The organism is Shewanella sp. Pdp11 (assembly GCF_002838165.1).
Lineage (GTDB): Bacteria > Pseudomonadota > Gammaproteobacteria > Enterobacterales > Shewanellaceae > Shewanella > Shewanella hafniensis.
This window is the reverse complement of sequence record NZ_CP015194.1, coordinates 2,099,210-2,125,573: the sequence shown is the minus strand read 5'-3', so window position 1 is coordinate 2,125,573 and position 26,364 is coordinate 2,099,210. Positions and strand designations below refer to the sequence as shown.

21 protein-coding genes, 2 pseudogenes and 1 riboswitch are annotated in these 26,364 nt (G+C 47.4%); of the genes and pseudogenes, 12 read left to right on the top strand and 11 right to left on the bottom strand.

What is annotated here, in order from left to right; translation table 11 throughout:
• Nucleotides 1-32 precede the first annotated feature (32 nt).
• Both AYJ58_RS09365 and AYJ58_RS09360 read right to left on the bottom strand, forming a co-directional pair.
• Nucleotides 33-2,639, bottom strand: a complete 2,607-nt coding sequence (locus tag AYJ58_RS09365; RefSeq protein WP_106649890.1) for a glycosyl hydrolase family 18 protein — start codon at nt 2,637-2,639, stop codon at nt 33-35.
• Between the two features lie 114 nt (nt 2,640-2,753).
• A riboswitch (cyclic di-GMP riboswitch) is annotated at nt 2,754-2,842 on the bottom strand.
• A gap of 303 nt (nt 2,843-3,145) precedes the next feature.
• Nucleotides 3,146-3,940, bottom strand: a complete 795-nt coding sequence (locus AYJ58_RS09360) for an ROK family protein (protein WP_106649889.1) — start codon at nt 3,938-3,940, stop codon at nt 3,146-3,148.
• A gap of 383 nt (nt 3,941-4,323) precedes the next feature.
• Here AYJ58_RS09360 and AYJ58_RS09355 point away from each other — a divergent pair, with 383 nt between their 5' ends.
• Nucleotides 4,324-6,111, top strand: coding sequence for an aminopeptidase P family protein (locus tag AYJ58_RS09355; protein ID WP_106649888.1), 1,788 nt, complete (start codon nt 4,324-4,326; stop codon nt 6,109-6,111).
• A gap of 241 nt (nt 6,112-6,352) precedes the next feature.
• Here the strand turns inward: AYJ58_RS09355 and AYJ58_RS09350 are convergent, their stop codons facing one another.
• Entirely contained in the window at nt 6,353-7,618 is a 1,266-nt protein-coding gene (locus AYJ58_RS09350; protein ID WP_106649887.1) for an HD-GYP domain-containing protein, read from the bottom strand.
• A 594-nt stretch (nt 7,619-8,212) separates the two neighbouring features.
• Here AYJ58_RS09350 and AYJ58_RS09345 point away from each other — a divergent pair.
• Entirely contained in the window at nt 8,213-9,781 is a 1,569-nt protein-coding gene (locus AYJ58_RS09345; RefSeq protein ID WP_106649886.1) for a methyl-accepting chemotaxis protein, read from the top strand.
• 214 nt (nt 9,782-9,995) lie between these two features.
• Nucleotides 9,996-11,297, top strand: coding sequence for a DEAD/DEAH box helicase (locus AYJ58_RS09340; protein WP_106649885.1), 1,302 nt, complete (start codon nt 9,996-9,998; stop codon nt 11,295-11,297).
• Between the two features lie 142 nt (nt 11,298-11,439).
• Here the strand turns inward: AYJ58_RS09340 and AYJ58_RS09335 are convergent, their stop codons facing one another.
• The 3 genes from AYJ58_RS09335 to AYJ58_RS09320 all read right to left on the bottom strand — a co-directional run bounded on the left by AYJ58_RS09335 (nt 11,440) and on the right by AYJ58_RS09320 (nt 14,420).
• Nucleotides 11,440-12,840, bottom strand: a complete 1,401-nt coding sequence (locus AYJ58_RS09335) for a basic amino acid/polyamine antiporter (protein ID WP_106649884.1) — start codon at nt 12,838-12,840, stop codon at nt 11,440-11,442.
• Between the two features lie 9 nt (nt 12,841-12,849).
• The gene (locus tag AYJ58_RS09330; protein ID WP_106649883.1) at nt 12,850-13,752 is read right to left on the bottom strand and encodes a homocysteine S-methyltransferase family protein; all 903 of its coding nucleotides are present in this window, start codon (nt 13,750-13,752) and stop codon (nt 12,850-12,852) included.
• A gap of 452 nt (nt 13,753-14,204) precedes the next feature.
• Nucleotides 14,205-14,420, bottom strand: coding sequence for a TIGR02450 family Trp-rich protein (locus AYJ58_RS09320; protein WP_106649881.1), 216 nt, complete (start codon nt 14,418-14,420; stop codon nt 14,205-14,207).
• A 288-nt stretch (nt 14,421-14,708) separates the two neighbouring features.
• On the opposite strand from AYJ58_RS09320, the gene AYJ58_RS09315 reads away from it, so the two are divergent.
• From AYJ58_RS09315 to AYJ58_RS22020, 4 genes and pseudogenes are all read left to right on the top strand, one after another.
• A complete protein-coding gene (locus tag AYJ58_RS09315; RefSeq protein WP_106649880.1) occupies nt 14,709-15,356 on the top strand; it encodes a peroxiredoxin-like family protein in 648 nt (215 codons plus the stop codon).
• A gap of 99 nt (nt 15,357-15,455) precedes the next feature.
• The gene (locus AYJ58_RS09310; RefSeq protein WP_106649879.1) at nt 15,456-16,091 is read left to right on the top strand and encodes a DUF2913 family protein; all 636 of its coding nucleotides are present in this window, start codon (nt 15,456-15,458) and stop codon (nt 16,089-16,091) included.
• Between the two features lie 174 nt (nt 16,092-16,265).
• Complete coding sequence (locus AYJ58_RS09305; protein WP_106649878.1) at nt 16,266-17,018, top strand: substrate-binding periplasmic protein; 753 nt, start codon at nt 16,266-16,268, stop codon at nt 17,016-17,018.
• Nucleotides 17,019-17,028: 10 nt separating this feature from the next.
• Nucleotides 17,029-17,214 (top strand): annotated as a pseudogene (locus AYJ58_RS22020) (multiheme c-type cytochrome); the annotation flags it as partial.
• 116 nt (nt 17,215-17,330) lie between these two features.
• Here the strand turns inward: AYJ58_RS22020 and AYJ58_RS09295 are convergent.
• The 3 genes from AYJ58_RS09295 to AYJ58_RS09285 form a co-directional block, all read right to left on the bottom strand.
• Nucleotides 17,331-19,109 (bottom strand): flotillin family protein, encoded by a 1,779-nt coding sequence (locus tag AYJ58_RS09295; protein WP_106649877.1) that lies wholly within the window; start codon nt 19,107-19,109, stop codon nt 17,331-17,333.
• Between the two features lie 36 nt (nt 19,110-19,145).
• Nucleotides 19,146-19,781: a YqiJ family protein gene (locus tag AYJ58_RS09290; RefSeq protein WP_106649876.1), complete on the bottom strand. Its 636-nt coding sequence runs from the start codon at nt 19,779-19,781 to the stop codon at nt 19,146-19,148.
• 106 nt (nt 19,782-19,887) lie between these two features.
• Nucleotides 19,888-20,454, bottom strand: a complete 567-nt coding sequence (locus AYJ58_RS09285) for a DsrE family protein (RefSeq protein WP_106649875.1) — start codon at nt 20,452-20,454, stop codon at nt 19,888-19,890.
• A 63-nt stretch (nt 20,455-20,517) separates the two neighbouring features.
• Between AYJ58_RS09285 and AYJ58_RS09280 the strand changes: the two are divergent.
• The 5 genes and pseudogenes from AYJ58_RS09280 to AYJ58_RS09260 all read left to right on the top strand — a co-directional run bounded on the left by AYJ58_RS09280 (nt 20,518) and on the right by AYJ58_RS09260 (nt 23,899).
• Nucleotides 20,518-22,023 (top strand): annotated as a pseudogene (locus tag AYJ58_RS09280) (carboxypeptidase M32).
• A 182-nt stretch (nt 22,024-22,205) separates the two neighbouring features.
• The gene (locus tag AYJ58_RS09275) at nt 22,206-22,703 is read left to right on the top strand and encodes a GNAT family N-acetyltransferase (protein WP_106651792.1); all 498 of its coding nucleotides are present in this window, start codon (nt 22,206-22,208) and stop codon (nt 22,701-22,703) included.
• A complete protein-coding gene (locus AYJ58_RS09270) occupies nt 22,700-23,050 on the top strand; it encodes a DMT family protein (protein WP_106649874.1) in 351 nt (116 codons plus the stop codon). The genes AYJ58_RS09275 and AYJ58_RS09270 overlap by 4 nt, the downstream gene beginning before the upstream one ends.
• Before the next feature lie 28 nt (nt 23,051-23,078).
• Nucleotides 23,079-23,336: a DUF2960 domain-containing protein gene (locus AYJ58_RS09265; RefSeq protein ID WP_106649873.1), complete on the top strand. Its 258-nt coding sequence runs from the start codon at nt 23,079-23,081 to the stop codon at nt 23,334-23,336.
• A gap of 53 nt (nt 23,337-23,389) precedes the next feature.
• Nucleotides 23,390-23,899 carry an RDD family protein gene (locus tag AYJ58_RS09260; protein ID WP_106649872.1) on the top strand — a complete coding sequence of 170 codons (510 nt, stop codon included), beginning with the start codon at nt 23,390-23,392 and terminating at the stop codon, nt 23,897-23,899.
• Nucleotides 23,900-24,033: 134 nt separating this feature from the next.
• Here the strand turns inward: AYJ58_RS09260 and lptG are convergent, their stop codons facing one another.
• Both lptG and lptF read right to left on the bottom strand, forming a co-directional pair.
• Nucleotides 24,034-25,092, bottom strand: coding sequence for an LPS export ABC transporter permease LptG (gene lptG / locus AYJ58_RS09255; protein WP_106649871.1), 1,059 nt, complete (start codon nt 25,090-25,092; stop codon nt 24,034-24,036).
• Nucleotides 25,089-26,201 carry an LPS export ABC transporter permease LptF gene (gene lptF, locus AYJ58_RS09250; protein WP_106649870.1) on the bottom strand — a complete coding sequence of 371 codons (1,113 nt, stop codon included), beginning with the start codon at nt 26,199-26,201 and terminating at the stop codon, nt 25,089-25,091. Before lptF ends, lptG begins: the two co-directional genes overlap by 4 nt.
• Nucleotides 26,202-26,364: the final 163 nt, after the last annotated feature.

Genomic DNA, 26,364 nt, shown 5'->3' with positions numbered 1-26,364 from the left:
TATAACTCAAATAATATTAGTATGTTGAATAATTAAGGACAGCTTGCAGCACCAATATCAACCCATACCGCCGCAACGCCCGGTACATCCCCTTTAGTCCAGTAACTCGCCTTCCATTGACGGCCGTTATAGCTGGTGGTTTGCCCGCCAGTATAGGCGACACCCGCATCCCAACCGAGAGCAACTTGGCTAAGTAGCTGCCATTGATCAGCGGTGCGAGATGGCGTATTGCCCTGCGTCCAGTACTTGGCTTTCCATACCAACTGACTGTGGCTCACAGTATCGCCCGTGTTGTACACCACACTGGTTTGCCAAGCAGGATAGTTACCGGCATTAGGATCGGTTGCATCACAACCACCACCGATCACTTTTGGCGTCACGGTGAGATTCGTCGATGCGCTCGCATCTAAGGCTCCATCGGAAACCAGCACGCTCAAACCATAGCTGGTCGCTTCGGTGACATTAGGCCCAGTGACTACTAAGGTGGCACTATTTTGTCCGGTTGCCGACACGCCAGCGGGCACAGTCCAAGCGTAAGTTAAGGCATCACCGTCGGCATCAGAGGCACTCGCCACTATGCTGACAGTTTTACCCGCCTCCACTGTTGCAGTGGCTGCCACACTCACCACAGGTGCTTGGTTCGGAGTATCTGCCTTATTAGTCACTGTCACTGAATCTGTGGCAGATAGCCCTTCTGGATCAGTCACTTTAAGACTAAAACTATAGGCAACATCAGTTTGCGTTGCAGCCAATTGAATCGCCGCATTCGCCATATCGGCGTTCGCAATGGCAATGGTTGGGTCAGAAACTTGCGTCCAAAGATACGTCAGCGCACCGTTCTCAGGATCGCGCGAGCCACTACCATTGAGCGTCACATCGGCTGGACCTGTGACATTCACATCCGCGCCCGCATTGGCAATCGGCGCTTTATTCACTGGTGGTGTTGTCCCTTCGCCATGACCTAAACCTTCGTGCATCGCATTAAGAATATCGCCATTGTCGGCATCGATTTCCCATGCAAATAAACCACCTAACTGATTGGCAAGCACATATTGGCCCTTGGCTTTAACGGAACGCGCATCATCGAAAGTGATTAAATCACCCGTCGATGCTTTAAACACTGATGCCGCTTCTGCCGTTTCATCATAGCTGTAAGTCCAACCACTCCCCATGTACTCGTTCACTATCTGGCGATAATCTACCACGCCATCTTCCCATGTGCCTTTCACTTTGCCCGTCGCTGTCCCTGTGAATGGGTTATTGCCCGTATAGCCATTCACGCCTGTCCAGCCGCGGCCGTACATAGCGGCACCAACCACAATTTTCCCTGGGGTTACGCCTTGAGTTAACAGGGCTTTTACGCCCTTGTCAGTGGTGTAGCGGGTATCTGGGTCCCAACTCGCCTCATAAAGATTGGTCTGATGACCGAGTTCAGTGTTTGTCCAACCGCCATTAAAGTCGTAACTCATCAAGAAGATGTAATCCATGTACTGCTGCGCAGCTTGGTAGTCGACTTTAGCGATTTTGTCATCACCCGCACTGATTGCCGATGTGAGTTCATAGGTACGACCCGTCTCAGCACTTAACTCATCAAGCATCACGCGCAGTTCACGCATCAGGGTCACATAGGTTTCACCGTCGTTGGTATTACCTAAATTGGGGTTAGCACCACTGCCACCGGGGAATTCCCAGTCAATGTCCACGCCGTCAAAGAATTTCCACGTTTGCAGGAATTCCTTCACCGATGCGACAAAGGTATCGCGCTTAGTTTTATCGCCAAAGAAAAAGAAGGGATCAGATAATGTCCAGCCACCGACCGAAGGTAAAATCTTTAGATCAGGATGGGCTTGCTTAAGCGCCATCAATTGACCGAAGTTACCTTTGTAGGGATCTGAGTAGTCACTCACCCCCGCCTGCGGCATTTGAATTGCCGCCCAAGGGTCGTGAATAGCGACTTTAAAATCTTCACGGCCGCTACAGGCACGTTGCAACGCTTGGAAACTACCGTCGATTTCTTTCAAACTATCGTTAATGCCATCACCACCACAAATAGGGGTAAAGCCATATAAAATATGAGTTAAGTTCTGTGCTGGGATCTTATCAACTGGGAACTTACGGCCGTACACACCCCACTCGACAAAGTAACTGCCAACCACTTTTCCCGACTTGTTAGCGTATGGACGATTGTTTTCTTTAAGCGGAGCATTGAGTGGCACTAAATGGCTGCCATCGGTATCGGCTACAAGGATTTCTTTGGCATCGCTTGCCGTACAACCGTCGCTGTTACACAGTTGCACTTGCATCTGATAACGGCCACCTTTATTCACCTTAAAGTTAGCGGTGCCAGAAGCGCCCGAGGGGCCTTCCCAAGCGACATTACCGTTGAGCAGCACTTGGGCTTTGTTGCCCACATCGCCACTCCAGAGGTTCCAGCTAACTGACACATCGGCAGCATCTTTAATGGTTACCAACTGATTGTAAGCCGTAGCAGCTTGATTAACTTCGATAATAGCGAACTTGGTTTCGCCCCAACCTATAGTCGGTTTGCCGGGCGCTGCGGCAAATGCACTGGCACTCACGGTAGATGCCAGCGCCGATGCCACCAGCAAGGCTGATGTTGAAATTTGAGTCTTGAACATGAGATATCCCTATTGAATTTGTTATATGAATCAATAAGGCAAACAAAGCGTAGACAGGAAACAACACTCTCTTAAGACCATGCAACACGACAGACAATTGCACGAAGAAAAACCTGTGGTATCCCCGCTATCATAGGTACAGACGAACCCTTAGACCGGAGGCTTTGCGTCCCAGTTTTTCAACTGGTTTGCCTTTTACACGCGATGACAACGTTGTCATTGCGATAATCAGCATAGACGTAAGCGCAATAAAAATGCAACAAAATATTATCAACTAAGGTAGTGGTCTGATAAGAAAGCAATTAAATATAGTTCAGAAATTTCTAATACTTACTTTGATAATTAAGGCTTTGCTGACTATTTTAGCCATAAAAAAACAGGACACGATAAGCCAAAGGCATCACCTGTCCTGTTATCAATTTCACTATTTATGCTGCTAATACTGCTTAAATTGCTAGGACTGAGCCGCTGAACTCTAATAATTCAAAATCATAAGCGAACAGCATCTATGATCCTTGTGCGCGAGGATAATCCCTTGCGAGCATCACAGATAAACCTCTGCACACTAAGGTTTCCATATCATCGACGCGGTTGATTTTCATCTCAGCTAAGGGCGCGCTCAATGCCATTTGCTTTAAGCTTTCGAGGCAGCCTTTGTAGTAAGGAGCACTGTTCATCATGTTGCCCGCGAGCCAAATCCGATTGGGATTAAATAAATTCACGGTCCACGCCAGCCCCATACCAAGGTAACTGCCCGCACGGTATAAATCATCCTGAGTGGTGATGTTACGGCTGCGTACAGAATCGCCACTGGCGAGTTGTTCTAAACTAAATTCGCCCGATTCTGTCATCACGCGGCAATGCCCCAACTCCCCTGCAACCCCCGTCGCACCTGTAAAGGCTTGCCCATTAAACGCAATCGACATCCCTATCCCAGTGCCGCACATGACCAACAACTCACAGGCATATTTGGCATCGCACGTGGCTTGCATACCCGCATCCATATCGTTGCAAATAAACTTAAGCTCGCCTTGAGTTTTCACTGTATCAAAACTCAAACCATTGAGCCCAGGTAATGATTTACAGGCAACCAAACGATTATTTTGTACCAGTCCAGGTACGCCAATCGCTAATTGATAATCTTGTAAATCGTAATCGCGTTCAAGCGCAGCGATTTGATTATTTAACTCTTCAATTTTAAAACCTTCGCCTGTGGGAATTTTATATTGTTCTGTATGTCCCGCGAGCTGAAGTTCGAACAGGGCTGTCGTACCGCCCACATCTATTGTTAGTATTTGCATCGCTTACTCCACTGATACATGCGCCCCACTCTGACCCCGAGCGGAGATGGCAAATGTTAGCATAGGGTCCAAATGTTAGCGATTGAATAAAACTTAAGTAGCTAATTTGTAAGGAACAAGTCTAAAAAAACATGACTGACATTTTGTTTTACTCGAGTTTTATGACTAAGAGTCACACAAATAAATTAAGGATTTAAAAGCTTAGCTTGCTCATCGCAGTCAGCACAAATTCACGATTGTATACAAAATCCTTTATTCGCTCCCCTTGCATCTCGCGCGTTAGGCTTGCGATAATCCGAGCTGGTTAGAACTCAAATAAACGTATCCTTAGGCAAGCTTTGCCTACCGACTTGCACAGCGTGCCAGTCTCACTTGGAGCCCATATGTCACATTCTATCGCCAGCCGCCTCGACGCTATTCGCAGCGAATTATCTTCTGCCAATCTCGATGCTTTTATCATTCCCCGCGCCGACGAGTATCTGGGCGAATATGTGCCAGAACACAACGAACGTTTGTACTGGGCAACCCACTTTACCGGTTCGGCAGGCATGGCTATCGTATTGAAAGATAAAGCCGCAATATTTACCGATGGCCGTTATACGGTGCAAGTTCGTCTGCAAGTGGATGCTGCACTTTTCAGCTACGAAAGCCTGACAGACACGCCACAAATTGAATGGTTATGTGACACGCTACCAGCGGGGTCACGCGTTGGCTTCGATGCACGCTTGCATACTTTAGCTTGGTTTGAAAATGCCAAAGCGACCTTAAACAAAGCCCAAATCGAATTAGTGGCGGTTGAGCAAAACCCTATCGATTTACATTGGCAGGATCGCCCCGCACCATCGAGTGCGCCAATCACGTTATTCAGTAACGAGAGTGCCGGTAAAACCAGTCTGCAAAAACGCATTGAAATTGGCGCCTTAGTGAAAAAAGCCGGTGCTGATGTCGCGTTGATCGCCGCCTTAGATTCTTTCTGCTGGTTGTTAAATATTCGCGGTAACGATGTGCCGCGTCTGCCCGTTGTGCTCGGCAGTGCCCTACTCCACGCTAATGGCGATATGCAGCTGTTTACCGATTTAAGCAAACTTCCAGAGGGCATTGAGGAGCATGTCGGTGCAGGCGTTAGCTTTAAAAGTGAAGCGTCCCTCGCCGATACGCTGGCGAGTTTATCAGGCGTTAAACTGCTTGCCGATCCAAACTCAGCTAACGCTTGGGCACAAAACCTCGCCCGTGAAGCGGGGGCTAAATTGATTGCTGGCATTGATCCGGTTTCTTTGCCTAAAGCGCAGAAAAATCCCTCAGAACTTGCCGGAATGCGCGCTTGTCACATTCGTGATGGCGTTGCTGTGAGCCGCTTCCTTGCATGGTTAGATGCCGAAGTCGCCGCCAAGCGTATGCACGATGAAGCCACACTTGCCGATAAGTTAGAAAGCTTCCGCCTGCAAGATGAGCGCTATCGCGAGCCAAGTTTCGACACCATTTCTGCAGCGGGCCCCAATGCCGCCATGTGCCATTACAATCACAACAATGGCACACCAGCGATGATGACGATGGATAGCATCTACTTAGTGGATTCTGGCGCGCAATATATCGATGGCACCACAGATGTGACCCGTACTATTGCGATTGGCAAAGTCACTGATGAGCATAAAAAAATGGTCACGCTGGTGCTAAAAGGCCATATCGCGCTGGACCAAGCTCGCTTCCCTAAAGGCACTTCAGGCCAGCAACTCGATGCATTCGCCCGCCAATATTTATGGCAACATGGCTTTGATTACGACCACGGCACAGGCCATGGTGTGGGTCACTTTTTAAGTGTGCACGAGGGTCCACAGCGCATAGGTAAAAATGTCAACGGTATCGCACTGATGCCCGGCATGGTGCTTTCCAACGAGCCGGGTTACTACCGCGCTGAGAGTTTTGGCATTCGCTTAGAAAACTTAGTCGTAGTGCAACACTGTGAAGCACTGAAAGGCGCAGAGCGCGAGATGTATGAGTTCGATGCACTGACTATGATCCCTATGGATGCCCGCCTAATCGATAAGAGCTTGCTAACACAAAGCGAAATTGACTGGTTCAATGCTTACCATCAGCAAGTGTTTAATACACTTTCGCCGCTGATGTCCGGTGATGAACTCGCGTGGTTAACGCAAGTAACTAAAGCGATTTAGAGCGATTTAGCACTCCTGCGGATAAGTAGCGATTTAAGTCGTCATTTAAATCATCTTCTACATCCGTTATATGCTACAAAATAAAACGCCCAAGGCTATGAGCCTTGGGCGTTTTTTTTAGCACTGCTTCTGTATTTTCAAGGCCTAGTCGTATTTCAATAGCATGCTTTCAGCTCATAGTTTCGAAACATGGTTTCAAAACACATTTTCAATTTCAAAACACGATTGTAAACATGAGCCGCTAGACCATAGTAGGCTGCGCCATAGGCTGATAAGCATCATCCAGCGATGCCTTAGATAACACTTCAAACTCCTGATGAATTACCATAAAACAATCGACTAACTCAGGATCGAAATGCTTACCTTTACCTTCAATAATTAGGTCGATAGCCTCTTGGTGGCTAAAGGGTCGCTTATAACATCGCGGCGAAGTCAGCGCATCATAGACATCCACTAAGGCAACTATGCGTGCCGAAAGCGGAATATCCTCACCTTTCAACCCTAAGGGGTAACCACTACCATCCCACTTTTCATGGTGACCCGACGCGATATCTTGGCCCATCCGAATAAACGTACATTGGGGCGCATATTCCAACAAACTGCGTAACACTTGCCCACCAATCACAGGGTGAGCTTTGATCTGCTCAAACTCCTGCGGGGTTAATTTACCCGGTTTGAGTAGAATCGCATCGGCAATACCGACTTTACCTATGTCGTGCAAAATGGCCGATAGACTAATATCTTGAATAAAATCATCGTTTAATTCAGCAGGTGGATTGTCGGCCTGCAACCGCTGCGCCGCGAGCATTTTCGAATACTGCCGCATACGTAGTAAGTGCGCGCCCGTTTCGTTATCTCTGTATTCAGCAAGTTTGGCCAACCCTAATACAGTCGCTTGGCGCGAGGCTAAGGTTGAATCGAGTGAATCAGCCAACTTACCTAATAAATAAGTGATGGTTAAGGTCAGCATGGCATTGGTTACAATAAAATTAACTACAACAACGGCCCAAATACCCAAACTGTAACCGCGAATATCGGGCCAGTTTAACCAACCAAAATGATAGGCAAGCCCAATCATTACCAGACTCAACCCATTCAAATATTGGGCATATAAGCTCGCGCGACGGCCTAAAAAAATGCCCACTAATGGCGGAAAGATAAATAACCAGAAGAACCCCGCACCCGATGGACCAATCGCAATCAAAAAACCTACGCCGATAGCAAACGCTAACAAACAGCCACAGCCAAAACGCGTGCTATCAGCAAGCTTAGGAAAATACAGTAAAACCAATAAAAACAAATAAGCCAGCGTATCGAATACCACCATAGACCAAAGATCGGCGATGACACATAAATACACGCTGGTGATATATACGGGCACGCAGAGAAGCGCAAGGAAGCCAAATAGACGTTCAAAAATCAAACGTCGCCAATGGGGCAGTGCCGTTGTCGTCCCCAAGGACGCGGTAGCCAATTTCGCTACGCCACGTCTAAGTGATATCGCCATGGGAAGTTCCTCTTATGTCGCATTCCCGTTGTGAGCTAATGAACCTGATCTAATAAACCTAAGCTAATGAACCTGAGTTTATGAACTAAAAGGTACAAATAAGATGACTGAACTGCAGCAAAGCCAGATAAATCACACATCCAGCAAGCCATAGTTTATTGCCCATTAAAGAATAGACTATGACGAATAAACCGTCCGAATGAATGCCGCGATATGGCAAACGAATCAAGGACATTAGGCCAATGCCACCGCAAAGATTTTGCAAATAATATGATGCCTACTTTCTACTCAATATCTGATAAAACAATAACCCTATACAAAATACTGAAATTTGCGTTTTAGCAGGATAAACGCTCGTTTAATTCCATATTCGCACTACTTAAAATTTTTATATTTTGCAATAGCTTACAAATACAACGGACGATTGATTTTTATGGGTAAACCATCAAAAACCGCTCTCCTATACCCATACAAAAATGATAGTCTTGTCACATAACAAGCTTACCCCAATGAGAGTAAGCGCAAGAAAATTAGCGCCTAACACCGCGCCCCTGAACCCTAATGAATCACATCGGCCCTGAATGGACACACTAAATGAGCCAGAGTAACGCGTCTGCCCACAGAACACTGAATGCACAGAGATCAGATCAAGAAATCCGCTTAACACCACAAGATGAACTCATTTCCACCACCGACACTCGCGGTGTCATTACTTACGTTAATGCCCGTTTTGCCGAAGTCTCAGGCTATAGCGCCCAAGAGTTAATTGGCAGTGCCCACAATATGGTTCGCCATCCCGATATGCCGAGCGCCGCCTTTAAAGAAATGTGGGAAAAGCTTAAGTCGGGCCAATCTTGGCGCGGCATAGTAAAAAACCGCTGTAAGAATGGTGGCTTCTATTGGGTCGATGCCTTTGTTTCACCATTGTTTGAAAACGGCACCATTGTCGGTTATCAATCGGTGCGTATTCAGCCTCAAGCCGCCTACGTCAGCAAAGCAAATGAGATATACCAAAGACTTAAACTGGATAAATCCATTCCTAAGCCCTTAAGCTTAATGCAGAAACGTATCCTCTCGGCGGTTGTCGCCTCGACCGGCCTGCTGATCGCAGGCTACTTTTGGGGCTGGGGCGTGATTATCGCTGGCGCGGTTTTGATGAGTTTAAACTTGGCTATTTTCTACGATGAGGCCTTTCGCATTCCCGCTAAACTGATTGAAATGCAAACCAAATACGACTCTATCAGTCGCTACATCTACTCGGGTGCAGACACGTCTTCTATCCTCGATTTCCAGCTCATCATGCTGCAGGCCAAAATGAGTGGCGTACTGGGGCGCACACAAGATCAAGCCAATCAATTGCATGCGATTGCCGATCAATTAGTGGTCGCGACCGAGCAAACCTATGTCAGCCTAGATCAAGAGAAAAGTCAGCTAGAACAGCTCTCTAGTGCGATGGAAGAAATGAGTTCAACCATCACTGAAGTCGCGCAGAATACCCATCTCACGTCCACCAGCATCAATACCGCCTATGATCTTTGCCTTAAAAGTAGCGCCAATATGAAGGCCAACACTCAAAAAGTGGAACAACTGGCCAAGTCTGTTGCCGATGCAGCTAACAATGCCCATCAATTGAATAAAGAAGCCGAGCAAGTTGCTAATGCGATGGGCGAAATTGACTCCATCGCCGAGCAAACTAATCTTCTCGCCCTCAATGCGGCCATTGAAGCTGCCCGTGCAGGTGAACAAGGCCGTGGGTTTGCCGTAGTCGCCGATGAAGTGCGCGCGCTATCGAGTCGAACCCAACTATCGACCAACAGTATTTCAAAGAGTGTCGATAAAATGTTCTCTATGCTCAACATATGGGCCAAAGAAATGGAACAGAGCCGCCAACATGCGGAGCGCTGCGCTAGCGACATTCAACTGTCCGCCGATAATGTAAACACCATTTACCAAGAAGTGAGTGATATCCACACCTTTGCCCAACAAAATGCAGTGGCAGCGGATCAACAGCGTCAAGTGGTCAACGAGATTGCCAGCAATATACATTCCATCACCCATTCAAGCGTAGAAAACTTAGCCGCAACCCATCTGATTGGTGATGCAGCTCATCTGCTTAAACACAATGCAGAGAAGGCACTCGGCCTAAGACGCACCTTTGGTTAGTCATAAGCAAGATATAAAATGATGCAGATAAAATGCCAAAACACTAAAAAGTTCAGGTTTTAACCGAAATTTTTGCTATACTCCGCGCCCGCCATTTTTCTTATAAAATCTGTGTGGAAGAATGAGCCAGCCGGTACACCTCTCTCCTTTAGACGAGTGATAAAGAGGCTAGTGGCGCTTGAATGTTTGAATAAGTGAACGATAGGAATCCAAAATGAGATTTGAATCTTTTAGTTTTTCCCCCGAGATTTTGCGCGCTATCTCAGATTGCGGTTATCAACAAATGACGCCTATTCAGCAGCAAGCGATACCTGCTATCCGCCGCGGCCAAGATGTCTTAGCCAGTGCCCAAACCGGTACGGGTAAAACCGCCGCTTTCGCGCTGCCGATCCTGCAAAAGATGGTTGAAAAGCCAAGCGAAACGCTAAAGTCAAATGCCCGCGTATTGATCCTTACGCCGACCCGTGAGCTTGCAGCTCAAGTCGCTGACAACGTTACGGCTTACTGCAAATACTTAAACTTCAGCGTATTAACCATTTACGGTGGCGTAAAGATTGAGACTCAAGCGCAAAAGCTGAAACGCGGCGCCGATGTAATCGTTGCCACCCCAGGTCGCTTACTTGAGCACCTTACCGCCTGTAACTTAAGCCTGTCGAACGTCGACTTTTTAGTCCTAGACGAAGCCGACCGTATGTTAGACATGGGCTTTAGCGCCGATATCCAAAAGATCCTGCAAGCGGTCAATAAGAAGCGTCAAAACCTGTTGTTCTCGGCCACTTTCTCAAGTGCGGTTAAAAAACTCGCCAACGATATGATGGTTAAACCGCAAGTGATCAGCGTTGATAAGCAAAACACTACGGCCGACACCGTTAGCCAAGTCGTTTATCCGGTTGAACAACGCCGTAAACGTGAACTACTGTCTGAGCTAATCGGCAAGAAAAACTGGCAACAGGTATTGGTATTTACCGCGACCCGTGATGCCGCCGATACACTAGTCAAAGAATTAAACTTAGATGGTATCCCATCAGAAGTGGTCCACGGTGAGAAAGGCCAAGGCAGTCGTCGCCGCGCCCTGCGTGAGTTTGTTGCAGGTGATGTCCGCGTACTGGTTGCCACCGAAGTTGCCGCCCGTGGTCTGGATATCCCAAGCCTTGAATACGTAGTCAACTATGACTTACCTTTCCTCGCCGAAGACTATGTCCACCGTATCGGTCGTACAGGCCGTGCGGGTAAAACTGGCGTAGCCATTTCATTTGTGAGCCGCGAAGAAGAACGTACCTTAGCCGATATCGAAAAATTGATTGGTCAACAAATTCGCCGTGTCACAGTGCCAGGTTATGAAGTGGGCAGCCGCGAATTGCTGTTAAAGCAATTGCAAACCCGCCGTAGCTTTGCCAAGAAGCAACAAAGAACCGACAACGTCGGCGCTCAAGTTGCTGCTGAGAAAAGCATGCAAGGCCGCCGCGTAAAAATGAAGGTGGGTCAAGCACCGAGCAAAGCGAAAAAGCTTAAGTAATCGCTAAAACGAGTGGTGTAAAACCCATAGCGTTTAACCCCATCCCACGTGTTTTAGTGAAATCGGCCACAACAACTGTTGTGGCCGATTTTTTTATGTCCAATTCGATAAAGCACTGCCTACTTTAACTAACTGCAATCCGTTATTGATAGCAAAATGACCATAACGCGGGGAACAAACTCAGCAACGTCGCCCCTGCGAGTAATCGCTCACGACGGTTAAGCTTTTTACCATCCACAAGTTGGCGGCGACTATAGAGAAACAAGAGTAACCCAGGGCCGTAGAGTAGCAAGGACAGCAACAGATACTCGACGCCTGCGGCATAGAGTAACCAGAGTCCATAACCGCTTGCCACCAGCGCCACGATTCTCATCAGCCCATTGCCCTGTCCACTTAAAGAAAGCTTCAGCAGGAAGAGTCCAATCAATAGATAAGGCACTAAAATCATCGACGTAGAAATGAGTAGCAGATTGGTATACCCCTTACCCAGCAGCCACACCAGTAACAAGCAAAACTGCACTGTTAAGCTGGATAACCAGAGGGAAGAGATCGGCGTGCCATTACGATTCTGTCGTAAAAAGATGGCTGGAAAAGCACCGTGGCGGGCTGCGCTGAAAGGCACCTCTGCCGAGAACAGAGTCCAACTCACGTAGGAGGCCAGCACAGAAACAATCAGCCCGACACTGATCAGCGTCTTACCCCAAGCGCCGCTCATGCTTCCCATCAGTCCCGCCATAGAGGGATTAGGCAGTGCTGCAAGTTCAGGACGAGCCAAAATCCCCAGCGCTAACACAGAGATAAGCACATAAAGTAGTAGCGCCAGCACGACGCCAAGGACTGTCGCCGTGCCCACATCCCGCTTATTTTTAGCGCGCGCCGATAACACAGCCGCACCTTCGATACCGGTAAACACCCAAAGCGTGATCAGCATAGTGTTACGCACTTGCTCCGACACTGGCACAGCTAAAGTGCTGGCCGCTTGGTCCTGAGCAAAAGTCACAGGGTCGAAGTAATAGCAGGCAAACAGTACAAACAGCAATAACGGTAAACTCTTGGCTAATGTCGCCACCAGATTGAACATGGCGGCCTGCTGTACGCCGCGGGAGACCAACCAATGCACCGCCCACAAAATGCACGACTCACCGACAAAAGCGGCCAGCGTATTGCCCTCGCCAAACCAAACTTGCTGCGGCGTATCGACAAAGCTGCCAAGGGCGGCAAACGCAATCACTAAATATCCCACCACGCCTATGGTGGCGCAAAGCCAATAGCCCCAAGCAGAAAAAAAGCCCACCAGCTCACCAAAACCGGCTCTGGCGTAGGTATAAATGCCGCCATCAAGCTCAGGCTTCAAGCGCGACAGATAGAGGAAACTCGCAGCCAATGCCAAGATGCCCACACCTGTGATCCCCCAGCCAATCAGCACAGCTCGAACACCCGCCACTTCAGCCATGTTTTGCGGCAGGCTGAAAATCCCCGCACCTACCATAGAGCTGAACACTAGGGCTGTGAGTGACCAGAGACCTATCCTGTTCTCTTTCATACAAAATCCTTAGCGCAAACGACTAGAAAGAGCCTGAATGTGTTCGGGACCAATGCCGCAGCAACCACCGATAAGCGAAGCCCCTACCGCGCGCCAACGCTCAGCCCAACCGAGATAATCAAGCGGCCCGAGATCGGCACGGATCTCATCCAGACCATCGTTAGCCGTCGCCTCTTTCGGTTGAGGAGGAAACGCATTGGCATAGGCACCGAGTCGAATATCAGCACGCCCCAGATCACTCAATCTATCGCTGGCCACCTGTAATGCCGCCTCAATCACCTCAGGCTGACAACAGTTGAACAGAATCGCATCCACACCAACTGCGACTAACGCATCGATAGCATCGGCCACTCGCTCACCGGAGCGTAGTGTCGGTTCGCTACCTAACGTCTCGTCCTCTAAGGTGAAAGAAACCCAAAATGGTTTGCCATCTTCTGGCAGCAAGGCCTTGATGGCTAAAGGCTCGGCAATCAAACTCATGGTTTCGGCTAACCAGAGATCGACACTGGGCGACAACGCTCGAATGAGTGGCAGCGCCAGTTCACTCACCCTCGCGGCCTCAAATAAATCGGCACGGTAAGAGCCAAACAAGGGTGGCAATGAGCCCGCGACCCGAACCACATTTGCGTGTTCATCCGCGACATCCCGTGCCAGTTTGCCCGCCAATGCAGCCAGCGCTTCACCCTCGGCGGCAAAACGCTCATCACCGGTATGAAATGGCACGAGTGCATAACTGTTGGTGGTGATGACTTTGGCCCCGCAGGCTACGTAGGCTTGATGTACCTCAGTCACGGTTTGCGGCGCTTCTATCAGGGCCAACGCCGACCACTCAGGCTGGCGAAAGGGTGCGCCCCGTCTTGCTAACTCACGCCCCATGCCACCATCCAAAACCCACAGTTGCTGCTTATCCATCTTGCTTACCTCAATCTTTTATGCGACTTCGTTTTACTAAGGCACTCATAGTTAATGAGAATCCTGCTACCTAACACCTTGCTGCGTTCGATGACGACAATGCATAGTTTCAATGAGTACCTTAATAACTGCAAAACCATCTAGACACCTAGATGGCCACAACAAAATAACGGAATCTCGATTTAGCCGCAATCGATATCAGTAAAAAACACAGATTAATCTCAAACTTGAATAAATGGTTGCCGCTGCGCTACGAAAATATGCCCAGTTAACGGCAAGAGACGGGGTATTGATGGGGACACTGATTGAAGACATTGATGAGGACATCGATAAATGTCATTACTGCGTAATACATTCAACAACACAGAAGTTGATGGTAAAACTGGAGAACAAGATGAGTGCCCTCCATGTCTTTGGATAATATGAGATTGGTATTTATCCAAGTCGTTTAACTATTTCCAGCCCTGCAACCAAAGGTCTTCATCTTTTAAATCATGCCAGTTTATAGGTATAACTCGCTTTGACATCACAGCCTCAATTGAACACGAGATCACTAAGCCTTCCTCATCAAACTCAATCTCAGTAACTAAAAAATGTTTTTCTTTATTGGTCGGCTTAACGGCGGTCCACTTACTGTTGAGTAATTTCTTAGGGTTAATTTTATTCATCAAAACTCCGCGTGACAGCTAATTTTCTGGGTTATGCAATAACTTTCGCGAATCCCCGTTCCTTTAGAGACTCGCTTGAGAACGCCTTGGCCAATACGAACAATACAGCAAGACAGCGCAATGGCACTTACACAAAAAACACTTAAGCGAAGATCTCGTCAACGGAGATGACTTAAGCAACAAATTACATAAGCAGATTACACAAGCAGATCTCAGTACTAGAGCAGACAAAAAGAAAACTGTTGGTGCTTGAAATGCAGCCATTGAAAGATAACGTTAGGAACGCCCATGTCAACCATACTAAAAACACTTTGCCTCGCAGGTACACTATTGCTCACTAGCTTTACGACTCTGGCGCAGCCCATTGCCAAAGATGAGTTTTCCATCAGTCCACTACTCAATGGTCAACAAATTCCTAAGGTAAACTTGCAAGATATCAAGGGTAACACAGTCGACTTAGCCGAATTAACGCAGAAAAAACCGACCATCTTTTTCTTTTACCGCGGCGGCTGGTGCCCATTTTGTAACAATCAAATGGGACAGTTAAAAGCGATTGAGCCTGAATTATTAAAAATGGGCTTTCAGTTAGTGGGTATTTCACCCGATACACCAGCTCAACTTAAGGCTTCGGCGGCAAAAAATGAGCTTAAGTATCTACTGCTTTCCGATGAAAAAATGCTGGCAGCGCAAGCCTTTGGCTTAGCTTTTTACACAAGCGAAAAGGTCACTGAGATTTATACTTCGCGTCTTCATGTTGATAATCCAATGTGGACGACTCCCGAGGGAGTCAAACGTTTAGTCTTACCTGTGCCAGCCATTTATATTAGCGATGATAAAGGTTTGATTCATTTCCAATATGTAAATCCTAACTACAAGGTCAGACCCGCACCTAAGCTGATCTTAACCGCCGCAAGTTTGGTGGGATCGCAAGAATAAATATCGGTTTATCGACCGCTTTGCTAAACTAGCTCCGCCGCAATCAATATCGTCCAAGTTCAAATAGATAACATCACTTCAGCCCGCGGCGGAGTCATAATGAATTCTCAAACCTATAACCAAGCTGTGCTCGAACTCGCCCTCGCTGGCCTTGCCGATTTAACCGCTTCAGCACAGACCAAGAAAGCCCAGCGCACTTCTGCGCAGGAAAGTCATTTTTTGTGTAATTGGATGGTCGAGTCCTTAAAGGAAAAACGCTTTTCTAAACTGGTAGCCGAGGATCTCACGGCTTGGATACGTCTGGCTCGCAGCCAAGGTGCGGGCGCCGAACTCAAGCGTTTGCTAGAAAGGATTGTGCACCAATATCAAACAGTTGAAAAATCAGAGCAAGCTTTAGGCACGGCATTAAATGCTATGATAGAAACTTTAAAGCAAGCCGAATGGTTAGTCTTTACTGACACTGAAATCAGCGCCAAGCTCAAACTCGATGCTGATGGTCAATCTAGCTTAGTCATTGATGCAAAAGAATTTAACCAACATATTAAAGACAATCAATTGGTCAAACCAATCAACTTATATGTCCGCGCCGATGAACAGACACTAACGCGTATCGCCCTATCCCATGGGTTATTACTGAGCCAAGGTAATAAGAAAACCAGCTTGATTAAGCACCATAAAACCTACCAAATTTTCCCGCATAATCAACAGCCCGCCCTGTGTCAGCTATTGGCTTAGGTGTGATAGCGGAAAGTGTAATGACAAAAAGTGTAATGGCGTAAAGGTGAAAACTGCTTAACTATGGCTGGTGTGACTGATTGTGACCCAATAAACAATTTATTCACACAATTTAGGTAGAATGGCCATCGGATAGGCCTTGGCTAAAGCAGAGATAACAAGGATAAAAGCAATATGGTTAAGCGATGTTTGCAGTATAAACACTTAGTTCGATTTGCCTTGTTCGCCCTTTGCTTTACTCAACCACACGCCTATGCGGAGCAGCTCAAATACAATATCACTGGCTCCTATTCTTGGTATCCGTATTTTATCGGCGACCAAGCAGAGGCGCCGGGGATGATCACTGAGCTTATCCCGATGATTTTATCCCTCGCTAAAATCGACGGTGAAATCCTCACTCTGCCGCCAAAGCGCACTAATAACGCACTGGAAACCGGTCAACTCGACTTTGATATCGTCAGCCCGAGTTGGTTTGAAAAACAGGATTTAGGGCCGCTGTTTGTCAAATCCGCCCCCATAATGCAAATCACCGAATATGTGGTCACCCTGCCTGAAAATGTCAGTAAATATAAGGATATCGACCAGATTAAAGGCAAACACATCGGGACTGTGCGCGGTTATTTATACCACGACGATAAGGACTTTATCCGTGCCGACTTTACCTCTGAGCAAGAATTAGTCAAAGCCTTAGATAAACACAGAGTCGATGCGATTATTTCCGGTAATTATCCAGCCCTGTATTGGTCAACTCAGTTGCGTATCCCCGTCGCCCTTGCGGCAGTGCATTCTGATGGTGACTTAGTGTTTAGGCTACGTAAGGAACATGCCGATTTGCTGCCTGCCATTAATCAAGCAATAGCGACCCTTAAAGCCAATGGTAAAATTGACGAAATCATCAAAAAGTACACTCAAACGCTGGCAAGCTGAGCCAATACGGCCAGCCTTAGCAACCTGCACGGCTTGTCACACGCTGATCGATAGTTTAGTCGTCCATGCACGCAGCTTTGGCGGGGTTTATCAAAGTGATGCCAGCGGTGGTCGAATTTACCAATCAGGACAGGAGTCATGCGCAACCTGTCATGCCGAAGGTCGCTCATCGGGGGTCGACAAGGTACACAAATAGGCCGTTAGCTTTTATTGGCCTCAAAATAAAAGCGCTCGCAAAAATGCGAGCGTTTTTAGTTAATCAAGCAGATTTAATCTCATAAAGCTAACCTCGTAAAGTTAGCTAAATCGACCTTACAGCTTAGGCACGCTTTGACTCTCGACCACCTGCGTTTGGCTGTAATCTTTAAGTCCAGCATGAGACGGCTTCACGCCACTTAACGCCTCGGCGGTTAAGGTGTTATTGCCGTTTAATAAATCATTTAAGGTGCCAGAGTCGCCATTCACTAAGCCCAATTCTCTAAGCATGGCATCAACCACAGGCGCATTGGCGCGGTAGTTTAATGCAGCGCTAGTCACTTGCTCGGCAATGCCGCCTTGATGGTGAGCAGCTTCGCCACCCGCGGCAAATTGATTGCCAGCGCCGTAGCCTTGAAGAATTTTAATGCCTTCGATGTTTTCCAACGGTTTAACGGCTTGTGCCACAATTTCAGGCAGCGCTTTTAAAATCGCGAGGGATTTTTGCAGGGCAATTTGCTCATCACTCAAGACGTTTTCGGCTTCGTAAAGTGCTTGCTTACCCGCAGCTTCAACGGCGTAGACCTTCTCATCCGCTTCGGCCTGCAGTTTTTTCGCATCGGCGCTAGCGCGCGCTTCAATCAGAATCGCACTCGATCTGTCTTCAGCAGCACGTTTCTCGGCTTCGGCTTGTACTGTCACACCTACCGCATCACGCTCAGCTTCTTTACGGGCATCAATCACTTCAATCTCTTTGCGACGATTCGCTTCGGCCACTTGGCGCGCTGTGATGACCGCTTCTTCTTTCTCAACCTTCAGCTTTTCGGCTTCAGCAGCACGGGCACGGGCGGCCGACTCTTCTTCAGATTTGGCCGCAACCGCAATGCGTTTTTCCTGCTCAGAAACTTCGATATCCCTTTGCTGTTGAATGCGCGATTGCTCAATCGACTTATATTTTTCGATTTCGCGGGTTTCGATATCTTTAGTCTTTTCGATTTCAGCGGTTTCAATAGCGCGCTCTTTAGCAATTTCGGCTTCGCGCTCTTCGCGGGCCTTATTTTCTTTCTGCTTAATGATTTCCGCTTTTTGATCGGCGCGTTTAAATTCCAAAGACTGTTGCTGGATCAGGCGTGCTTCTTCTTCCGACTTTTCAATCTCAAGGGATTCTTTTTCGGCTTCGAGGTTACGCTGCTCAATCTTAATCCGGTTATCCTGTTGGATATCGTTGGTTTCTTTGCGTTTTTCTTCGATAATCTTCGCTAAACGCGCACGACCTTCGGCATCGAATGCGTTGTTTTCATTGAAGAACTGCAGATCAGTTTGGTCAAACCCAGTTAACGAAACCGACTCGAGTTCGAGACCGTTTTTCTCCAGATCGTTAGCCACGTTATTTTGCACTCGTTGTACAAAATCGGCACGCTGCTCATGCATTTCTGTCATGGTCATTTCAGCGGCAACGGCGCGCAGCACGTCGACAAACTTAGACTCCATCAGCTTTTTAAGCTCTTCGACACGGTTTGTGCGCGTACCTAAGGTTTGCGCCGCCATCGAAATACCATCTGAATTTGGGGCAACTCGCAAATAGAAGTCGGCCTTCACATCGACACGCATTCTGTCTTTAGTGATCAGCGCATCTTTCTGAGTTTTTTCCACTTCGATACGCAGGGTATTCATGTTAACCGAAATGGTTTCATGCAGCACTGGCAGTACGATAGCGCCGCCATCTTTAATGATTTTCTCACCGCCAAAGCCGGTACGCACAAAGGCCATTTCTTTGGTTGCACGTTTATATAACTTGGCAAAAATTAACCCGATCACGATAAAGCCAAGTAACACCATACCGGCAACGAGCAAAATAAAACTACCGGATGAACCGATATCAGTTAACACATCCATTTGATTTCCTTTCAATTGATTTATAGCTGGGGACGATTAATTATCAAAACACGTAGCAGACCAGACACGGCCTTCACGTTTAAGTAGCACGACTTGAGTGCCAGAGGCAAACTCGATGCCCGAGGTTTCAGGCTCGACTAAGACGTAATGTTTTTGTTGGTGTTTATCACGCACAACGGCTTCGGAAGGCATGCCTTTAATGGCGCAGCCTAAGGTAATAGTCGCGACATAGCCGCTCAAATCATCAAGCGAAATTGCGCTCGATTCATTTTTCGGCAAATGATCCGCCAGCACTCGACCGAGATAACGGCAAGAAAAGGCACTCGCAACTATAGCTATCGGTAAGGTGAACAGTTGCGGCAGTAAAAGGCCAGCGACATTGAAACTGATAAAATTGACGATATAACCCGCAATCGCAAAACTGGTCAGCGCGAGCACAAACCAAATCAATAACGGCAGTCGATTGAGGCACAGCCAACCGGCAATGCCTGTGAGTCCACCGGGGCTGACATCGGCGTCATAATCAGCATCGATAGGCACCCATTGGTCTAGCGCACTCATCATGCTTAGGCCAATAACTAACGCGAAGGCTTCAAACACACCGAGGGCCAGAACACAGGCAAAAGCTATGGTGTAAGGTAAATTAGGCTGCTCAACTAAAAACGCCCACATAGTCATCTCCTTGAACAATACAGCATTCCATTTATTTCACTGTAATTATCGACTTATGCGCCACAGAATAGCAAGCCAAGCCCTATTTCCAAACTAAAAATTTACCCTAAAATAGATTTTCACTGTAACCCTGCTGCGCCAAAATAGCGTGGGCTGTCATCGCCGATAATGCCATATCGACTCCGGGTAATAATGAGGCATTGGTTAAATCGAAATAGGCGGCGCTCTGTCCGCAGATATAAAACTTCACGCCGTGATCAACCAGAGCCTTAATCAAAGTGCGATTAGCGTTAACTTCACCTGAGTGCTGCTTGGCATAAAAAGCATCATCAGCTAAATCGCTGATGCCGCCACCGTGCACCACCATAGCAAGCTCGATATCAATTTCGTTAACGCCTGCCGCCACATGCATGTTGATGAAACGGGCTAAACTTTCGAGCTGACGATTTGCCTTCCCCACATCGGCCGCCTTACTCATATCAAAAGCCACTTTAAACTTCATGCCCTTAGGAATTGGCATCATGCTATCGACTTTGGCAATCTGACCAAACTCAGGAATTGCAGGCCCAGCCACAAATTTATCGACGCCCGCCTGCGCAGTCGAAGCGATAGCTGCGAGGGTCAGGCACAGCGCAGCCTTAAGCGTTTTAGTGCTATATGATTTTGACTTCATTGTATTATTATCCTGTTATTGTTATTTATTCGCGCAGGTTTTATGCGCCAGAAGGGAAATTCCATGGGCACACCTAAGACTAAAGTACCAACGCCAAGTTACGACAAACTGACGGCACATTTCCAGAAAATTTCTCATTTTGAACATTTCAGCGCTTTGGGTGACTGGGATTAAGCGGCCATGATGCCGATGGGCGGCGGTCAAGATCGCGGCGATGCTATGGCAGAACTGGCGCTGCATATCCACGGTCTCAAAACCTCAGCCGTATTAGCCGAGCACTTACACGGCGCGGCAGATGAACCACTCTCAATAGAGCAGGAAGCCAATCTGCGGGAAATGCTGTACCAGTATCAACAGGCCAACTTAGTGCCCGGCGACCTAGTACAAGCCAAAACCAAGATGGCCTATCAATGTGAGAATGCGTGGCGCGAACAACGTAAAAATAATGACTGGCTGGGCTTTAAACCAAACCTTAAAGCAGTCATCGACCTTGCCAAGGAAGAAGCACAGATCCGCGGTGAAGCCCAGAATATCGCACCCTATGATGCCCTGCTCAATAAATTTGAACCGGGAATGACCACGGCAAAGCTGGAACAAACCTTTGGCGGCCTGAAAGATTGGCTACCGACACTCATCCAAGAAGTACTGGCTAAGCAGGCAAGCGAGCCTAAGCTTGTACTCAATGGCCCCTTCGATATCAGCGCGCAGCAAGCCCTTGGCCGTGATGTGATGGCGTTTTTAGGGTTTGACTTTAATCATGGCAGGCTGGATATGAGTAGCCATCCATTTTGTGGCGGCGTGCCAAGCGATGTGCGGATAACGACCCGCTACAATGAGGCCGATTTTAGCAGTGCTATCATGGGTATAGTTCATGAAACAGGCCATGCCAGATACGAGCAAGGTTTACCTCAAGCGTGGCGCGGACAACCCGCAGGGCTTGCACGTTCTATGGGCATCCACGAAAGCCAAAGTCTTTTTTGCGAAATGCAGCTCGGGGCAAATCCGGCATTTTTACGTCAGTTGCAGCCTAAAATCGCGCAGCATCTTAACTGTCATTTCAGTGCCCAAGAATTAGCGCAACATTACACTCGTGTAGCGCCCGGACTTATCCGCGTCGATGCCGATGAAGTCACCTATCCTTGCCATATTTTACTGCGGTTTGAGGCGGAAAAAGCCTTTGTCGATGGCAACTTAACCGTCGATGATTTACCTGATTTCTGGTCGACGCAGATGCAACAATTACTGGGGATCAATACCGATGGCAATTATCGCGACGGTTGCATGCAGGACATCCATTGGGCTGTCGGTGAGCTAGGGTACTTCCCCAGTTACACCTTAGGCGCCATGTATGCCGCCCAATGTCGTTTTGCGATAGAAAAAGCCTTAGGACCGATTGAAGCCCTAATAGATGCAGGCAAGTTGGACTCGGTATTCCAATGGCTGCGCGAGCACATTTGGTCTAAGGGATCCTTACTCACCACCGATGAACTGATCCGCCAAGCAACGGGCGAAACCCTAAATGGTCAATATCTTGAGCGTCACCTGCGCCAACGATATCTAGGTATTTAACCGCTGCGAACGCTTAGCTCAGTTTTAATGGGTTTTAAAGCGCTTTATATTACCGCCGGAGCCTGCATTTTAAAGCCGCTTGAGGTTATAATGCCGAGCTTATTTGAATCAGGGCTCTTTTAACGGAGTGCCTTCAATAGAACTCTTGAAACGGGACTCTTGAAACAGGATAAATGTCTGCCATGTTACTGCGAGCAATCACCCCACAGGATTGGGATGCCATTTTAGCAATCCAAGATGAGTGTTACTCACAACTGGATCCTGAGCCCTTGCACGTGCTGCAAAGTAAATGGCAGGTATCACCACAATCCTGTTTTGTGTTCGAAGTGGATAAGTCGGTTGTCGGTTATTGCTTGGCTCACCCATGGACCACCAATATGCCGCCCGCGCTCTATCAGCCCATCACCCATTTACCTAAGGCTGATACCTTATACCTACACGATATTGCGATTTCGGCCAAAGCCCAAGGTTTAGGCGCAGGTGCTAAGGCCCTCACTCGCTTAACACTGTTGGCGGATCGTTATAATCTCAATTCTTTGTCCCTTGTTGCCGTTCAAGGCGCCGACAGTTATTGGCTAAAAATGGGCTTTAAACCTCAGGCCATAGACAAGTGCCTTGGCAGCTATACCGACGATGCCATGTACATGATTTATAAAATTAATCATAGAGATGAAAGATGAATCCAACCCTGACGACTATCGGTTTACTTTGCCTAAGCAATATCTTTATGACTTTTGCTTGGTACGGGCATCTAAAAACCTTAGGCTCAAAACCTTGGATTATTGCCGCCTTAGTGAGTTGGGGCATCGCCCTATTTGAATACTTGCTACAAGTACCTGCTAACCGAATCGGTTACACGGTTATGAACGTCGGCCAGTTAAAGATTTTACAAGAAGTCATCACCTTAAGTCTGTTCGTCCCCTTTGCCTATTTCTATATGAAAGAACCATTGAAGCTCGATTATCTGTGGGCAGGATTGTGCATATTAGGTGCTGTGTATTTTATTTTTAGAATTGAATTTAATTAATTTCAGACTTATTTCAGGAGAGCTCCCCATGGCCCGTCAAGTCACTTACACCTTCAAAGGTACGACTAAAACCATCGCCTTTAGCTACGACAAACACCATGATTTATATGAAGCTGTGGCCGAAGCCGAAGGTATCGATCTGAGCAAATTTTTGGCTATGGAACAACAAGTCGCCATGACGTCGCGCAAGGGTGCTAAGGCTGAAAAAGAATTCAGAAAAGTAGAATTTGCCCGCTTTGGCTTTAGCAATATCCACTTTGTTAGAGAAGAAGAACCCGAAGCCTAGGCAGGTATCCATATTTGTATTCGCTTTAAGCACTTTAAAAACAGGACACTGTGATGCTCAATACCGAACATGCTAACTTTCCCCGTGCGGGATTCTTTCGCCGCTTAGGTGCTGCCGTTTACGATTCGATGTTAGCCGTGGCCGTGTATATGGTTGCTGGCGCTGTGGGCTTTGGCATTTTCTACGGCCTTACCGTTTCAGGATTGGCTGGCATGAATGGCTTTGAGCATGTCTCTGACGCGCTCAATGGCACGCCGATTTACCATGGTATTTATCAACTCTGGCTCGTCTTGTGTGTCGGTACTTTCTACGCGCTATTTTGGAGTAGAGGCGGCCAAACCTTAGGCATGCGCGCTTGGCGGCTTAAAATCCAACATCCAAACGGCCAAAACTTAAGTATGGTCACAGCTTATGCGCGTATCGTTTGGTCACTGCTCGGCATTGGCAATTTATGGATTGTAATCAATGATGATAAACGCGCACTGCAGGATCGAATGACTCGCTCAGAAGTGGTTGTTCTATCAAAGGAAGCTAACCAAATGCGTAACTGGCACGGTGCTTAGATTTGAAGCTTAGGTTTCGAAGCGTAAACTTCGGAGCTTAAACCAAGCCAAATCCATCCATAAAAAAACGACGCAATGCGTCGTTTTTTATGGGTGGAATTCGAAGTAACTAATTCGAAGTAACTAAATGAGTATCATCGCCGGATAAAGTAGAAAGCAACGCCGGTAAACAGCAAACTTGGTGCCACAGCCCCCACGTAAGCGGGTAACTCATACACTATGCTCATAGGACCGAATATTTCGTTACTGATATAAAAACTGAAACCCGCCACAACCCCGAGCAATACCCGCGCGCCCATAGTCACAGTTCGCAGCGGCCCAAATACAAACGACAGTGCCACTAACATCATCACAGCGACCGTCACGGGCTGCATCACCTTCCGCCATAAAGCAAGCTCATAGCGACTCGGATCTTGGCTGTTGGTTTTAAGATAATCGAGATAACCGACCAAGCCACGGATAGATAGCGCCTCAGGTTTAATCGAAACCACACTGAGTTTATCTGGCGTTAAACTCGACTGCCATTGGTCTTCATCAAGGTGTTCAAGCATGACTTTCTCATAGCTTAAATCCGTACGTTTAACATCAAATAAACGCCAGTGGTCTTGGAAGAATACTGCACGAGTCGCGTGCACAACGTTGGTGAGCTTAAGTTCGCTATTGAATTTATAAAGCGTGATATTGCTGAGTTTATTGATGTTTTCAACTTCACCAATATTAACGAACAAATCACCATCCTTTGCCCAAATGCCTCGATGGGACTTAATTAAACTCCCGCCAGAGAGTTTAACAGCTTGTAACTCATTCGCTTTTTGCTCAGCAATCGGTGCGCCCCACTCCCCTAAAACCATCACCAATAACATCAAAGGCACAGCAGTTTTCATCGCTGATAGAGTGATCTGTAGACGTGACATACCTGAGGCTTGCATCACCACAAGTTCGGAATTCGATGCCAACATTCCCATACCAATCAAAGCGCCTAGCAAGACGGCCATAGGGAAAAACATTTCAATATCCCGTGGCACTAAAAATAAAACATAGATGCCAGCATCCATCATGCTGTAGGTGCCACGGCCAACTAAACGCAGCTGATCAACCCATTTGATGATGCCCGACAAACCAGTCAACACCAGCAAACAAAGCGCTGAAGTGCTTAGCAATACCCTAGCGATATAAAAGTCTAATATCATCATGCCGCCACCTTTTTATGGGCAAACAGAGCCGATATACGACTGAACATAGGTCTATCTTTACCGAGTAAGAACAGCCCCATCAAAAGCGCCGAAATATGGATCCACCACATACCAAGATACAAAGGAATAATCTCATCTTGCAATGCCTTACGTCCGGCGACCATGAGGCCAAAATAGCCAAGGTACAAGAGTATTGCGGGGAACATTTTAGCGAACTTACCTTGACGCACATTCACCCGCGCAAGTGGTACCGCAATCAAGGTCATGATCGGAATCGCCAGCGGAATGGCAAGACGCCAATGGAATTCGGCAACGGCTTCTGCACCTTCGATTTTCACGAGTTCATCGACGGGTAGCGCAGATAATTTACGGCGACGCTCGTCGACTTGCTGCTCTTTAATTTGCATTTTATAACCACCAAATTCGATCATTTGGTAGTCCTTCGCCTTAGGGCTGCCTTGATAACGCACGCCATCACTGAGGTTTAATTGCTGTGCGCCAGTACTATCTTCCTGCACTCGCCCGCCTTTAGCGACCACCACATTGGTGACACCCGTTTCATCATCAGGATCTGGCAACTGGGCTACAAACACTTTATCTAACTCGTTATCTTTACCGATACGTTCGACAAATAATACCGCGCGGCCATTAGGGCTCGCCTGAAAACGCCCTTGCACTAAGGCCGCAAGACCCGCTTCAGACTGAGCTTTTTCAAGCACTTGGTTTTGCTGCTCTTCTGCCCAAGGGGCGACATATAGGGATAAATAGCCGGTAAACAACATATTGATCACGGCAAGGATCAGAGTCACACGGGTAACATACCACTCACTAACCCCAACACCGTGGAGAATAACCATCTCATTTTCAGAATACATACGGCCGTGGGCCATTAAAATGCCCAAAAACAAACTTAACGGCAGGACTAAGATCACCAGATAGGGCAAGTTAAGCCCAATCAGGGTCATGATTAAAGAGGCGGGAAAATCGCCGTCGGAGGCATCGGCCAGTATACGCACGAAATGCTGGCTAATAAAAATAGTTAACAGCACTAAAAGTACCGCAATTTGTGCCTTTAAAACTTCTCGAATAAGGTATTTAAATACAATCACAGGCAGGATCCGGTCTCTAAACTTATCTTTTTGCTGGTAACAGACTAACTTTCATGTAAACTGTTTACTTTTGATAGTTTTCTGACCAGCTTCAGGGGTTCTAGGTTAACTTAACGTCACCAAATGCGTGACTCAAGCACCGAGAATAAATCACCTTTGGAGT